Annotated in this window: 12 protein-coding genes and 1 tRNA gene; 5 read left to right on the top strand and 8 right to left on the bottom strand. The window is 70.6% G+C overall.

The window, feature by feature from the left end; translation table 11 throughout:
• Entirely contained in the window at positions 1–1,482 is a 1,482-nt protein-coding gene (leuC, locus tag BW982_RS00940) for a 3-isopropylmalate dehydratase large subunit (RefSeq protein ID WP_076490244.1), read from the bottom strand.
• 231 nt (positions 1,483–1,713) lie between these two features.
• Between leuC and BW982_RS00935 the strand changes: the two genes are divergently transcribed.
• Both BW982_RS00935 and BW982_RS00930 read left to right on the top strand, forming a co-directional pair.
• On the top strand, positions 1,714–3,054 hold the full coding sequence (locus tag BW982_RS00935; RefSeq protein ID WP_076490243.1) for an O-acetylhomoserine aminocarboxypropyltransferase/cysteine synthase family protein: 1,341 nt from the start codon (positions 1,714–1,716) through the stop codon (positions 3,052–3,054).
• Positions 3,051–4,364, top strand: coding sequence for an LLM class flavin-dependent oxidoreductase (locus BW982_RS00930; protein WP_076490242.1), 1,314 nt, complete (start codon positions 3,051–3,053; stop codon positions 4,362–4,364). Before BW982_RS00935 ends, BW982_RS00930 begins: the two co-directional genes overlap by 4 nt.
• Before the next feature lie 26 nt (positions 4,365–4,390).
• Here the strand turns inward: BW982_RS00930 and BW982_RS00925 are convergent, their stop codons facing one another.
• Complete coding sequence (locus BW982_RS00925) at positions 4,391–5,380, bottom strand: TerC family protein (protein WP_076490241.1); 990 nt, start codon at positions 5,378–5,380, stop codon at positions 4,391–4,393.
• A gap of 155 nt (positions 5,381–5,535) precedes the next feature.
• On the opposite strand from BW982_RS00925, the gene BW982_RS00920 reads away from it, so the two are divergent.
• Together BW982_RS00920 and BW982_RS00915 are read left to right on the top strand one after the other, a co-directional pair.
• A complete protein-coding gene (locus BW982_RS00920) occupies positions 5,536–6,090 on the top strand; it encodes an RNA polymerase sigma factor (protein ID WP_076490240.1) in 555 nt (184 codons plus the stop codon).
• On the top strand, positions 6,087–7,199 hold the full coding sequence (locus tag BW982_RS00915; RefSeq protein ID WP_076490239.1) for a DUF4349 domain-containing protein: 1,113 nt from the start codon (positions 6,087–6,089) through the stop codon (positions 7,197–7,199). Before BW982_RS00920 ends, BW982_RS00915 begins: the two co-directional genes overlap by 4 nt.
• 134 nt (positions 7,200–7,333) lie before the next feature.
• Here BW982_RS00915 and BW982_RS00910 read toward each other — a convergent pair.
• Positions 7,334–7,409, bottom strand: a tRNA-Glu gene (locus BW982_RS00910).
• Positions 7,410–7,626: 217 nt separating this feature from the next.
• Between BW982_RS00910 and BW982_RS00905 the strand changes: the two genes are divergently transcribed.
• Positions 7,627–8,265 (top strand): MBL fold metallo-hydrolase, encoded by a 639-nt coding sequence (locus BW982_RS00905; RefSeq protein WP_076490238.1) that lies wholly within the window; start codon positions 7,627–7,629, stop codon positions 8,263–8,265.
• Positions 8,266–8,539: 274 nt separating this feature from the next.
• On the opposite strand, the gene BW982_RS00900 is transcribed toward BW982_RS00905, so the two are convergent.
• From BW982_RS00900 to BW982_RS00880, 5 genes are all read right to left on the bottom strand, one after another.
• A complete protein-coding gene (locus tag BW982_RS00900; RefSeq protein ID WP_076490237.1) occupies positions 8,540–8,809 on the bottom strand; it encodes an HPr family phosphocarrier protein in 270 nt (89 codons plus the stop codon).
• Positions 8,810–8,836: 27 nt separating this feature from the next.
• Complete coding sequence (locus BW982_RS00895) at positions 8,837–10,897, bottom strand: PTS fructose transporter subunit IIABC (RefSeq protein WP_076490236.1); 2,061 nt, start codon at positions 10,895–10,897, stop codon at positions 8,837–8,839.
• 20 nt (positions 10,898–10,917) lie between these two features.
• On the bottom strand, positions 10,918–11,883 hold the full coding sequence (gene pfkB / locus BW982_RS00890) for a 1-phosphofructokinase (protein ID WP_076490235.1): 966 nt from the start codon (positions 11,881–11,883) through the stop codon (positions 10,918–10,920).
• A complete protein-coding gene (locus BW982_RS00885; protein WP_175611002.1) occupies positions 11,880–12,665 on the bottom strand; it encodes a DeoR/GlpR family DNA-binding transcription regulator in 786 nt (261 codons plus the stop codon). The genes pfkB and BW982_RS00885 overlap by 4 nt, the downstream gene beginning before the upstream one ends.
• 125 nt (positions 12,666–12,790) lie before the next feature.
• Positions 12,791–13,957 carry a substrate-binding domain-containing protein gene (locus BW982_RS00880; RefSeq protein WP_076490233.1) on the bottom strand — a complete coding sequence of 389 codons (1,167 nt, stop codon included), beginning with the start codon at positions 13,955–13,957 and terminating at the stop codon, positions 12,791–12,793.
• Positions 13,958–13,969 lie beyond the last annotated feature (12 nt).

Raw genomic sequence — 13,969 nt, 5'->3', positions numbered from 1 at the left:
TCAGGCCTCCGCCCCGGTCGAAACGGTCTCCGCGGGAAGCGGCTCGAGGTCGGCGGGGCTGGACAGCGTTCCGCGCACGGCGGTGGCCGCGGCCACCAGCGGCGACACGAGGTGGGTTCGGCCGCCCTTGCCCTGGCGTCCCTCGAAGTTGCGGTTCGACGTCGACGCGCACCGCTCACCCGGGGCGAGCTGGTCGGGGTTCATGCCCAGGCACATCGAGCATCCGGCGAAGCGCCATTCGGCACCGAACGCCGTGAACACCTTGTCGAGTCCCTCGGCCTCGGCCTCGAGGCGCACGCGCGCCGAACCCGGCACGACCATGACACGGACGTTCTCGGCCTTGGTGCGCCCCTGGATCACGGACGCGAAGGCCCGGAGGTCTTCGATGCGGCTGTTGGTGCACGAGCCCATGAAGACGGCATCCACGGGGATGTCCTTCATGGGTGTGCCCGCTGCGAGGTCCATGTACTCCAGCGCGCGCTCGGCGGCGGCGCGCTCGTTCGGGTCGGCGATCTCGGCCGGCGTCGGCACCACGTCGGAGAGCGACACGCCCTGGCCCGGGTTGGTGCCCCAGGTGACGAAGGGCTCGAGCTCGTTCGCGTCGAGGAAGACCTCGGCGTCGTAGACCGCGCCCTCGTCGCTCGGCAGCGTGCGCCAGTACGCGACGGCGTCGTCCCAGTCCTGCCCCTGCGGGGCGTGCGGCTTGTCCTTCACGTACGCGAAGGTCGTTTCGTCGGGCGCGATCATGCCCGCGCGGGCACCGGCCTCGATCGACATGTTGCACATGGTCATGCGCCCCTCCATCGAGAGGGAGCGGATCGCGCTGCCGCGGAATTCCAGCACGTAGCCCTGGCCGCCGTTCGCGCCGATCTTGGCGATGATGGCGAGGATGATGTCCTTCGCGGTCACGCCGGGCTTCAGCTCGCCCTCGACGGTGATCGCCATGGTCTTGAACGGCTTGAGCGGCAGCGTCTGAGTCGCCAGGACGTGCTCGACCTCGCTCGTGCCGATGCCGAAAGCCATCGCACCGAACGCACCGTGGGTGGAGGTGTGGCTGTCGCCGCACACGACGGTGATGCCGGGCATCGTCAGGCCCAGCTGGGGTCCGACGACGTGGACGATCCCCTGCTCCTTGTCGCCCAGCGAGTGGATGCGGACGCCGAACTCCTCGGCGTTGCGACGCAGGGTCTCGATCTGCGTGCGGCTGGTGAGGTCGGCGATCGGCTTGTCGATGTCGAGCGTCGGGGTGTTGTGGTCCTCGGTCGCGATCGTGAGATCGAGGCGCCGCACGGGACGCCCCTCCGCGCGCAGACCGTCGAAGGCCTGGGGGCTCGTCACCTCGTGCACCAGGTGCAGGTCGATGTAGATGAGGTCGGGCTGACCGTTCTCGCCCTTCACGACCAGGTGGTCGTCCCAGACCTTCTCGGCCAGGGTCCGGGGGCGATCGGGAACGTGGATGCCGTCGATCGATGTCGTGCTCATGAGACTTGCGTTTCTCCTCGGATGGGATGTGAGGCCCGCGACGAACTCCGCGACGAGAAAGGCCTAGAACAAGGTCTCGTCGCGGCCGCTAAGGAGGAGGCCGGCGATCCGCACCTCGCCACGATACCACCGGGCCGCGGGGCCCCTCCGCGTAACACGGCGCCGCACGGTTGGGCTGCGGGCGGGCCGCCGTGCGAGCCTGTCGCCACGTCGTTGGAAGGAGAGTGCCGCATGGGCGCGCAGGATGACACCGGGTTCTCGACCCGTCAGGTGCACGTGGGGGCGTCCGCCGCGCCCGCGTCGCCGCGGGCCACGCCGATCTACCTGACGGCCGGATTCACGTTCTCCGACCTCGACGAGTCCGCGGCGCACTTCGCGACCGGCAGCGGCTTCGGGTACACGCGCACCGGCAACCCGACGGTGCAGGCGGTCGAGGAACGCCTCGCGTCGCTCGAGGGCGGCGACCAGGCGATCCTCGTCTCCAGCGGTCAAGCAGCGGTCACGGTCGCGCTCCTCGGACTCCTGGATGCCGGCGACCACATCGTCGTGTCCGAGCACATCTACGAGGGCACGCGCGGTCTCCTCCTCGACAACTTCTCGCGACTCAGCATCCAGGCGACCTTCGTCGACACCTCGGACCTGGCCGCGTGGCGCGCGGCGATCACGCCGCGGACCAAGGCCCTCTTCGCCGAGACCCTGTCGAACGCCCGGAACGACGTGCTCGACGTCGCCGCGGTCGCGGCGATCGGTGCCGAGCGCGGCGTTCCGCTCGTCGTCGACAGCACGTTCACGACCCCGTACCTCCTGCGTCCGATCGAGCACGGCGCGGCGATCGTCGTGCACTCGGCGAGCAAGTTCCTCGCAGGCCAGGGCGCCGTCCTCGGCGGCGTCATCGTCGACGACGGGCGCTTCGACGCCGCCGCCTCGGGACACCTGTTCCCGCACCTCGTGCAGACCGACCGGCTCGGCGGCGCGAGCTACGCCGAGAAATACGGCCGTCGCGCGCGCGGGCAGTACCTCCGTGAGAGCGTCGCCCCGCGTTTCGGCCCGTCGCCGTCGCCGCTGAACGCCTTCCTCATCGGTCAGGGCGTCGAGACGCTGAGCCTGCGGGTCGAGCGGCAGTCCGCCAACGCGCTCGCGGTCGCCCGGTGGCTCGAGACCCACCCCGAGGTCGAGCGCGTCGACTACGTCGGTCTCCCCTCGCACCCGCACCACGATCTCGGTCGCCGGTACCTCACGCGCGGGAGCGGGTCGGTGTTCACCGTGACCCTCCGCGGCGGGCTGGAGGCCGCGCGGCACCTCGTGCAGTCGGTGCGCCTCATCACGCACATGACCCACCTCGGCGACGTGCGCACACTCGTGCTGCACCCGCAGAGCACGAGCCACTCCGCCCGGACCGTGGCCGAACGCGAACGCGCCGGGGTCTTCCCCGGGACGATCCGCCTCTCGATCGGCATCGAGGACATCGACGACATCATCGCCGACCTCGCTCAGGCCCTCGAGGGCACGGCATCCGTCGCCATCGACGAGTTCGTGGATGCCGACGACGTGCGCGAGGTCGTGAACGCGTGAGCCGGCTGCAGCACTTCGGCTGGTTCCTCGCGCGCGGATTCGGTCCGCACGGCTGGGGCCACCCGTACCTCCGCTGGAATCACCGCTGGACTGAACCCGGCCTATACCAGGACTCCGCGCGGACGCTCGAGCAGGCCGGATTCGACCTGCTGATCATCGAGGATGCGCCCTCGCTCGGCAGCGCCGAAACGATCGACCTGCGCGTGCGGCACGCGTTCGGCGGGCCCAAGCACGACCCGCTGCTGCTGGCGCCGTACCTCTTCGCCGCCACGCAGCATCTCGGGGTCGTCCCCACCGTCAACCCGGCGGCGTACCTGCCGTACACGGCCGCGCGCCAGTTCGCGACGCTGCAACACTTGAGCGGGCACCGGCTGGGTCTCAACGTCGTCACCGACACCGGCAGCGCGCGGCACTTCTCCACCGGCCCGCAGCTCGGTCACGACGCCGCGTACGACCGGGCCGAGGAGTGGATCGACGGGCTGCGCTCCCTCTGGCGCAGCTGGGGCGACGGCGCGCTCGTCGAGGACGAGGAGTCCGGCGTCTACGCGGACGGGACCCGACTGGATGCCGCGCAGCACCGCGGCGAGTACTTCGGCTTCGACGGCCCGCTCAATGCCGTCCCGTTCACGGACGGCGAGCCCGCGATCGTCTCCCCCGGCGGCTCCGGGCGCGGTCTGGCCTTCGCCGGACGCAACTCCGATGTGCAGCTCGCGCTGGCCCCGCTCGACGAGCAGAGCATCCGCGCCTACCGCGGGCGCATCCACGCCGCAGCGGAGGCGGCGGGACGCGCCGCGAGCGACGTGAAGATCCTCTTCGCGATCCAGCCCGTGCTCGTGTCCTCGCCGGAGGAGGCGGACCGCCTGGTCGCGGCATCCGCGGATCCGGATGACGCGGCCCTGCTCGCCATCGCCCGCAAGCAGTCGAGCGATCTCGAGACCGACCTCACCGGCCTCGACCTGGACACGCCCCTGGACCGGGCGATCTTCGGCGAGCACGTCTCGGAGGGCAGCATCCGTCGCCTGGTGGGGGCGCACGAGCCGGACGCGCCCCTGCGGGCGATCCTCGCCGCGCACGCGCGCCTCGGGCGCCTTAACGACGGGTCCGGGTTCGTCGGCACGGCCCAGGAGTTCGCCGACCGCATCGAGGAGCTGGGCGACTGGGGCAACGACGGCGTCCTGCGGTGGGGCGACCTGCACCCGGTCACCGTGCACCGGCTGCTCGACGAGCTCGTACCGATCCTCCGACGCCGCGGCATCCTCCGCGAGGAGTACGTCGACGGCGGCCTGGGGGCGAATCTGCGCGCGTTCTGACCGGCGCGGCCCGGCAATCGGGCTTGTCAGTCCTTCGCGGCGGTCTTCGCCGGAATCGTCAGGCTGGCGACGGTCGCCACGACCATCGACAGCACGATCACGGCGAGCGACACCCACGTCGAGATCTCCGGCGCCCACTCGACCGGCTCGCCGCCGTTGAGGAACGGCAGCTCGTTCACGTGCAGCGCGTGCAGGATCAGCTTCACGCCGATGAACGCCAGGATGAACGCGATGCCGTAGTGCAGGAACCGCAGTCGCTCCAGCAGATCGCCGAGCAGGAAGTACAGCTGCCGCAGGCCCATCAACGCGAACAGGTTCGCGGTGAACACGATGAACGGGCTCTGCGTGATGCCGAAGATCGCCGGGATCGAGTCGATCGCGAACAGCAGGTCGGTCACACCGATCGCGGCGAACACGATGATCATCGGCGTGAACACGCGCTTTCCGTCGATGCGCGTCACGACCTTCTTCCCGTCGTACGCGTCGCTGATGGGGAGGACGCGACGCAGCATCCGGACGATCAGATTCTCTTTCTGGGCGTCGTCGTCGTGGTCGTCGCCCGGGAACGCCTGACGGATCGCGGTGTAGATGAGGAACGCGCCGAACAGGTAGAAGATCGGGCTGAAGTTCTCGATGATCGTCGCGCCGACGAGGATGAACGCACCGCGCAGCACGAGCGCGATGATGATCCCCACCATCAACACCTCCTGCTGATAGCGGCGCGGAACCGCGAACTGACCCATGATCAGGACGAAGACGAAGAGGTTGTCGATCGACAGGCTGTATTCCGTGAGCCAACCGGCGACGAACTGCCCCGCGACCTCTCCCCCGGCGGCGACCACGAGGATCCCCGCGAACGCCAGCGCGAGCACCACATAGAACACCACCCAGAGCGTCGACTCCTTGGGCGAGGGGATGTGCGGCCGGGCCAGGATGATGAGCAGATCCGCGGCGAGGATCAGGACGAGCACCACGAGGGTGACCGTCTGGAACACCGGGTCCAGCTGCAACTCCATGACGGGCCTTTCGTTCGGGGGAAACGCTGAAGTCTACCGACCGCCTCGTCGGCTCGGCATCCCGCCCGGAACCGGGTATGAGACGATCACGCGCCGGCGGACACCTCTGAGTGAGAGAGTGCTCGCACGGGTGCCCACGCGAGGGAACGGATGCCATGACCGACGACGTGATCGACGACAGGGCGCTCGTCGCGCGCGCCGCCGGCGGGTCGGAGGACGCCTTCCGCTCGCTGTACCGCGCATACGTGCGACCGGTGTACTGGATCGCGTTCGGGCTCGTCCACGACGAGAGCGACGCGGAGGACGTCGTCCAGGAGACGTTCGTCGTCGCCTGGCGGAAGATCCCGAAGCTGCGGCTCGAGGGCGCGTCCCTGTTGCCGTGGCTCGCCACCGTCTGTCGACTCCAGGCGCAGAACCGGCTCCGGTCGCGGCGTCGGCACGGAGAAACGGCGGAACTGGACGAACGCATCCCCGCCCTCGTCGACGTCGAGAACCAGGTGGTCGAGGCCGAAACGGTCGGGGCCATCCTCGCCGCCGTCGACGGTCTCGGCGATCTCGACCGCGAGATCTTCCGCTTGTGCGCGGCCGAGGGCTACGGCTACCAGGCCGCCGCCGAGACGCTCGGCGTCTCGCACGGGACGGTGCGCAACCGCCTCTCCCGCATCCGTTCCCGGGTGCGCGCCACCGCGATGGAGACGGAGACCTCATGACCACCCCCAGCCTTCCCCCCCTGCGCGCCGATCGCGTGGATGCCATCGAGGCCACCGTCTTCGCGCGGATCGCCGACGAGCGCGCCGCGCGCCGCCGCCGTCGACGGGGCGTGTGGACAGGTGTCGGCGCCGCGGCCGCCGTGGTCGTGGTCGCTGCCGTCGTCGGACCCGCGCTCACCACCTCCACCGGCACGTCGGGCTCGTCGATCTCGGAGGCGAGCCGGTCCGACGGCGGTGTGACCGAGCAGTTCGCCCCCGGGTCCGAGGTGGGCGGCGCAGCCGACCCCGGCCTGGGTGCCGTGGACGGGTCGCGCGACTTCAGTGCGCCGGTCGCGCCCGGAGGCGTCACCGGTGATTCATCGAGCGGGGTGGCGGCGTCATCGGGCACCGCGGCCGATGCGGGTCGCGACATCGTCGCCACCGGCTCTGTCACCGTAGAGGTCGACGACGTGCGCGCGGCCCTCGAGCAGATCACGGATGCCGCCGACTCGGCCGGCGGGTTCGTCGAGTCCTCGCAGGTCGGGGGCGGGTACGGCGTGGTGCCTCTCGACGGGACCGCGGCACAGCCGGCCGTCTCGTCCGGCTGGATCACCGTGCGGGTGCCGGCCGACGCCCTGGCCTCGGTCATGGACGGGCTCTCCGCGGTCGGCGAGGTCAGTGCGACGAGCGTCAACCGCTCCGACGTCACCGAGCAGACGGTCGACCTGCGTGCCCGCGTCGCCGCCGGCGAGGCATCCGTTACCCGCCTGACCGAGCTCATGGCTCAGGCCGGGTCGGTGGCCGACCTCATCGCCGCCGAGTCCGCGCTGTCGGAGCGTCAGGCGCAACTCGACTCCGACCGGGCCGTGCTCACCTCGATCGAGTCGCAGGTGGCGATGTCGTCGCTGAGCGTCCAGGTGAACACGCGTTCGGCGACGGTGACCGCCGATCCGGCCGGCTTCGGCGACGGACTGGTCGCCGGGTGGAACGGACTCATCGCCACGCTGAACGGGGTGGTGATCGGCCTGGGGTTCCTGCTCCCCTGGATCGCCGTCGCGGGCGTCGCGGTGCTGATCGTGTGGGGTGTCCGGCGCATCGTGCGGAAGCGTCGGGGGTCGCACGAAGCGTAGGCGCACGGCCCCGACTCCGCGGAGGGTCGGGGCCTCCGGGCGGGTGGGGCCCAACCCGCTCTGATGGCTTATCGTCCTGCTCGGGCCCCGAAACGAGAAGAAGCCCCGACCCTTCGGTCGAGGCTTCTTCTCGTTGGTGACCCCAGCGGGATTCGAACCCGCGTTACCGCCGTGAGAGGGCGGCGTACTAGGCCGCTATACGATGGGGCCGCGTCGCAACCGTTCAAGTATGCACTACGGATGCCGCGCACGACAAATCGGGCCGCGAATGACTCGCAGCCCGGGCGTGTCCCGCCCACCGTACCGTGCCGGCCGCCGCGAGGGAAGCGCGAATGCCCGGCTGATGCAGGACGTTCACCCTGTGGCATCCCGATGACTCGCCGTCCAGCGCTTGCAGGGTCCCCCACCGCGGAGTTGACTCCCACACATGCAGGTCACCAAACGCGAACACGCCGCACTCGTCCTCAGCGAAGCGGGACACACACTCGTCATCGACCCCGGCGTCTTCACGTCGCCGCTCGAGGAACTGACCGGGCTCGTCGGGGTCGTCATCACCCACGAACACGCCGACCACTGGACGCCCGAGCACCTGACCCGGCTCCAGAAGGCTCACCCGGGTGTACCGGTCTACGGTCCCGAGGGCGTGCGGAAAGCGGCCGCGGGGTTCGACATCATCGCGGTCCACCCCGGGGACACGCTCGATCTCGGTCCGTTCCACCTGGAGTTCTTCGGCGGCACGCATGCGGTGATCCACGAATCGATCCCCGTCGTCGACAACGTCGGCGTGCTCGTCAACGATGCGTTCTTCTACCCCGGCGACTCGTACACGGTGCCGCGCGGAGCGCACGTCGCTCTGCTGGCCGCCCCGGTCGGGGCTCCGTGGCTGAAGATCTCGGAGGCGATCGACTACGTCCTCGCGGTCAAGCCCGCGCGTGCGTTCGCCACGCACGACATGACCCTGTCCGTCGCGGGCAAGCAGATGGGCGATGCGCGCCTGACCTGGGCGGTCGAGCAGAACGGCGGTTCCTTCGTCGACCTGGCACCCGGCGATTCCACCGAGGTCTGACAGCCCACCGGGCCGGGCTCCGGAGGCGGGGACGCAGGGACGCCAGCCGCGGCCAGAGTGCGCGCCCTCCCCGTCCGTTTCTCCGGAGCCCGGCACGCGCATCGGTCACAGACGAGAACACCGGATGCCACGACCCGTCGGGCCGTGGCATCCGGTGTTCTGCGTTCCGTCCCCCGCGATAAACGCGATCCGCGCCGAGACACGGTCTGTCGTCGCGTTTCCCGTTGTGGATCGCGTTTATCGATGAGAGGGAGCGGAGCGGAGCAGGACGTGCTTACTGCGCGTCGAGATCGGTCTCCAGGAGCGCGACGAGCTCGTCGAGCGCCTGCTCGGCGCCCTCCCCCTCGGCCTTGAGCGTCACGACCGTGCCGTGACCGGCCCCCAGGCCCATCAGCGAGAGGATGCTGCCGGCGTTGAGGTCGGGTCCGCCCTCGGCCGCGATGGTGACGGGCACCTTCTTCTCCTGCACGGCCTGCACGAAGAGCTTCGCGGGACGGGCGTGGAGGCCGGAGCTGCTGGCGATGGTGGCCTGACGTTCTGCCATGGTGATTCCTTTCGAACCGATGGGGCCTTAGGCCGCGACCGTGACCGCGGGAGCGGACTCGGCGACGGGGGCTTCTTCCTTGCGGGCGCCGCCGACACGCTTGAGTGCGACGACGAGCAGCGCCGAAACGACCGTACCCACGATGATCGCGAGGGGGAAACCCCACACCGGATTGATCGCGAAGAGCACGAAGATTCCGCCGTGCGGGGCGTAGGACTGCACGCCGATCAGCATGCTCAGTCCACCGGTGATCGCACCGCCGACCATCGAGGCCGGGATGACGCGCAGCGGGTCGGCCGCGGCGAACGGGATCGCGCCCTCGGAGATGAACGATGCGCCCAGCAGCCAGGCCGCTGCGCCGTTCTCACGCTCGACCGGGGTGAAGCGTCCGCGGGCGAGGACCGTGGAGGCCAGCGCCATCGCGAGCGGCGGAACCATGCCCGCGGCCATGACCGCCGCCATGATGAGGTACGGCGCCGTGTTGGTCTGCGTCGCGGCGGCGAGGCCGGTCGTGGCGAAGACGTAGGCGACCTTGTTGACCGGACCGCCGAGGTCGAAGCACATCATGAGGCCGAGGATCACACCGAGCAGAACGGCGCCGGCGCCGCTCGCGGCGAGCGACGTCAGCCCCTCGGTCAGGGCGGCCATGAGCGAGGCGATCGGGCGACCGAGGAACAGGATCATCAGGCCCGAGGCGAAGATCGAGCCGAGGAACGGGACGATCACCACCGGCATGAGTCCCCGCAACCAGCGCGGGGCGTCGAAACGGCCGAGCCACCAGGCGATGAAACCCGCGAGCAGACCGCCGATGATTCCGCCGATGAAGCCGGCGTTCATCAGGACCGCCACGGCACCGGCGACGAAGCCCGGCGCGATGCCCGGACGGTCGGCGATCGCGTAGGCGATGAAGCCCGCCAGCACGGCGACGATGAAGCCCATCGAGGTCGCACCGATCATGAAGGCGACCGACCCGAGGTACTGTCCGATCGGCCCCAGGGGCGACGTGATGCCCTCGGTGGGCAGATCCCAGAGCGAGTTCTGGATGATGACATTGGCCGCGTTCTTGGTGACCTCGTAGCCGCCGAGCAGGAAGCCCAGCGCGATCAGGAGGCCGCCGCCGGCGACGAACGGGATCATGTAGCTCACACCGGTCAGCAGCCAGCGCTGGATACGGCGGCCCACCGACTGCGGGACCGCGGGTGCGGCGGCCGAGGCGCCGGCCACCGAACCGGCGACGCGCGCGGCATTCGGGTTGTCGACCGCGGCGACCGCCTCGGCGATGAGCTGCTTCGGCTGTTCGATGCCGCGCTTGACGCCGGCGCGCACGACCGGCTTGCCCGCGAAGCGCTGGGGCTCGCGCACGTCCACATCGACGGCGAAGATCACGGCGTCGGCGTCGTCGATGACGCTCTGCGGCAGGGCCTTGTAGCCGCTGGAGCCCTGCGGCTCGACGATGAGCTCGACACCGTCGGTCTCGGCGCCGGCCGCGGTGAGGGCGTCCGCCGCCATGAACGTGTGGGCGATGCCGGTGGCGCAGGCGGTCACGGCGACGATCTTGGTGGTCTTCGTGGCCGTCGCGGCACGGTTCTCGGCGCGCGTGGCCGCGGGAGCGGCAGCAGCGGCAGGCGCCTCGGGCGCCGGGGCGATGGCATCCGTGATGATCCGGACCGCGTCCGACGGCGTCGCCGCGGCGCGGAGACCACCGGTGAACTCGGGCTTCATGAGGCTCCGGGCGAGCTGCGACAGCACCGCGAGGTGCGCCTCGTCGGCGCCGGCGGGCGCGGCGATGAGGAACACGACGTCGGCGGGACCGTCGGGGGCGCCGAAGTCGACGCCCGGCGTCAGTCGTGCGAACGCGAGGGTCGGCTCGGTGACCGAGGCGCTGCGGGCGTGCGGGATGCCGATGCCCCCGGGGAGGCCGGTCTCGTCCTTCTGCTCGCGGGCCCACGCATCGTCGAAGAGTTCCTGCGCGCTGGTCGCGCGGCCCTGCGCGACGACACGCTCGGCCAGAGCACGGATGACCGACTGCTTGTCGGCCCCCAGGGGCGCGTCGAGGCTGACGAGCTCCGGTGTGATGATGTCGGACATTGTTCGGTGACCTTTCGTGGTCAGGATGTTGCGGTGGGGGTGGAGAAAACGGTCACGGCAATCGGCCCCGCGGGCAGATCGGCCGGTGTCGGGGCCTGTGTCCCCGGGAGGGTCGCCGCAGCTGCGCCGTAGGCGATGCTGCGAGCGAGGCGTTCGGGGGCCGTAGCCCCGTCGAGGTCGGCGAGCAGGTAGCCGGCGAGCGAGCTGTCGCCCGCCCCGACCGTGCTCGCGACCTGGATCTTCGGCGCGCGACCGCGCCACGCGCCGTCGCCGTCGAACAGCAGTGCTCCGTCGGCACCGAGGGTGACGAGAGCGGATGCCACCCGGCCGGGCACGAGGGCCGCGGCGCGCCGCGCGGCTTCGAGCAGGACGTCGGCGTCGGCCGTGGCATCCTCGCCGACGAGCTCGGCCAGCTCTTCGTGGTTCGGCTTGATCACGTCGGGCCGTGCGGACTCGACGACGGCCGCGAGAGCCGCCCCGGACGCGTCGACCGCGATGCGCGGAGACGCGTCGCCCCACCGATCGCGCACGGCGGTGATGAGGTCCGCGTAGAACGTGGTGGGCACACCCGGCGGCAACGATCCGGCGAGGACGAGCCAGGTGGCGTTCTCCGCGGCGGCGACGACGCCCTCGGTGAGCGCCGCCGCCTCCGACGGCGAGAGCTCCGCACCGGGCAGGTTGAGCTTGGTCGTCTCGCCCTGCGGGTCGGTGATCGTGAGGTTCGCGCGCACCCGCCCCTCAACCGCGACGATGTCGAGATCGACGCCGGCGTCGTCCAGGAGCAGGCGATACGGGTCGTGCGCGTTGACGGGGACGACGGCACGGGTGGGCGCCCCGGCGGCGGACACGACGCGGGAGACGTTGACGCCCTTGCCGCCCGCGTCCTCACGCGAGGACGCGGCGCGCTGCACCTCCCCCGGCACGAGGGGGCCGGGCAGCTCGACCGCGCGGTCGGCCGACGGATTGGCGGTGACGGTGACGATCATGCGACGCGCACCTCCGCATCGGCGTCGGCCAAGGCTTCCGCGAGCAGTTCGGGCGGCGTCCCGTCGGTGACGAGGACGTCGATCTCGTCGAGGCGCGCGAAGCGCACGAGCAGCTCCTCCCCGAACTTGGCGGTGTCGGCGACGACCACCACCCGTCGCGCGGCCCGGATGATCGCGGTCTTCACGGCCGCTTCCTCGGGATCGGGAGTGCTGAGGCCGAATCCGGCGCTCAGCCCGTTGGTGCCGACGAAGGCGATGTCGGGGCGGAGCTCGCCGATCGAGCGCACCGTGTGCGCCCCGACGGCGGCGGCGGTGACCCCGCGGACCTTGCCGCCGATCACGGTGAGCGAGACACGGTCGTCGCCCGCGAGCAGGTGGGCCGCTTCGAGGGAGTGCGTGACGATCTCGACCTCGCCCGAGCTGTCGCCGAGGACGAGCGGGAGTTCTGCGGCCACGGCCGCGGGGGTGGTCCCGGCGTCGATGAAGATCGAGCCGCGGAACCCGGGAGTGAGCAGACGGGCCGCCGCTGCACCGATGGCGCGCTTGGCGTCACCCTGGCGGAGGCGGCGTTCGGACAGCGACACCTCGGTGGTGCTCGCACGGTCCGTCCCGACGGCGCCGCCGTGGACGCGACGCAGGGCGCCGGTCTGCTCAAGACGGTCGAGGTCGCGACGAACGGTCTCTGTGGTGACGTCGAAACGGCGGGCGAGGTCGACGACGCTGACGCGTCCGATCTCGCGCAGTTCGCGCTCGATGAGCTGCTGGCGCTCCATTGCGTACACGGGATCCCCTTCGAAGATTCCCACACAGTACAACACGCAACCACATGAAGCAACACATCCGGGCAGGCAAAAACACAGACCGCGGTACGACCGAAGTCGCACCGCGGTCTGCGCGGAGCCGTGACTCAGGGAAGAGCGATGGCGGGATCGAGGAACCGATTCGTCGCCAGTTGCTCCGGCGTCAGCCCCGCAGGCACCGTCACGCCCTTCTCGGTCAGGATCGGGGTCACGATCGACTGCACCCGGGCCACCCGCGTCTCGTCGAAGGATCCGAAGGTTCCGTCCGCCCCATTGGCAGCGAGGCCGAGGGCCCGCTGCTGCGCGGTGGAGTTCTCGGCCTCTGCGGCCGGGTAGACCCAGCCGTTGTCGTACTGCTCCACCGCCGACACGATCAGTGCGTTGGCCGCGGCGGGGTCGGCGAAGTAGTCCACGCTCGCCTGCTGCACGACCGGGACGAGCTTCGAGAGGCAGTCCGCCTGCGTGTCGATGTCGGCGCTGCGCGCGGCCAGCGCCACCGCGTAGATCGGGTACCCCGTGTCGGCGACGAGCTGGTAGTCGAGAGCGCGACCCCACTCGGGGATCGCGTTCTCGTACACCCAGGGCTCGACCGTCGCGAAGCCCTGCTGCGCGGCGGTTCCGTCGGCGGCGATGAACGCGGCGGGCGTGCCGTCGTACGACCCGTCGAGCTGGTCGGTGCGCAGGAGCCCCGAGCCGGTGAGGTAGTCCATGTACGTCGTACCGTCGAAGTACCGGACCGTGGCATCCGTCTTCCCGAGGTCGGCGATCGAGTGCACGTCGGGGTAGGTCTTCGGGTCCCACATGATCGCCCACGGCGCCTTCTCGAAGGTCGACATCACCGCGGTCGTCGGGAGGGTGTCGGATGCCGCGATGGCGTCGTCGGTGTTCACCCAGCCGAGCAGGATGTCGGGGTCGGTGTACATCTGGGCCGGGACGCCCGAGAAGCCGATCGCGGGTCCGCCCGCGCGGATCTCGACGTTCACCCCGGTCCACTCCCCCTTCGACATCAGCGGCCCGGACACGCTTTTCTTCCCCGCGTCGATCCGGGCATCCGGGCCGAGAAGGGTGAACAGTCCGCCTTGCTCGGCCTGCGGGTTCCAGTCGGTCTGGATGACGACGGTCGCCGGGCAGACGCCGGACAGGTCGGTCGCTCCGATGGCGAGACCGGACGACGCCGCGGGAGCAGTGGCGCCTCCGGACGCGCAGCCGGTCAGCACGGCGGCCACGGCGGCGCCGACGGCGACAGCGGAGAGGGGGCGTGAGAGTCGGGTCATGGTGTTCTCCTG

The sequence above is a fragment of the Microbacterium sp. RURRCA19A genome, assembly GCF_900156455.1.
Classification (GTDB): Bacteria; Actinomycetota; Actinomycetes; order Actinomycetales; family Microbacteriaceae; genus Microbacterium.
Note: the sequence above shows the minus strand (reverse complement) of the source record. Positions and strands in the feature narration are given on the sequence as shown.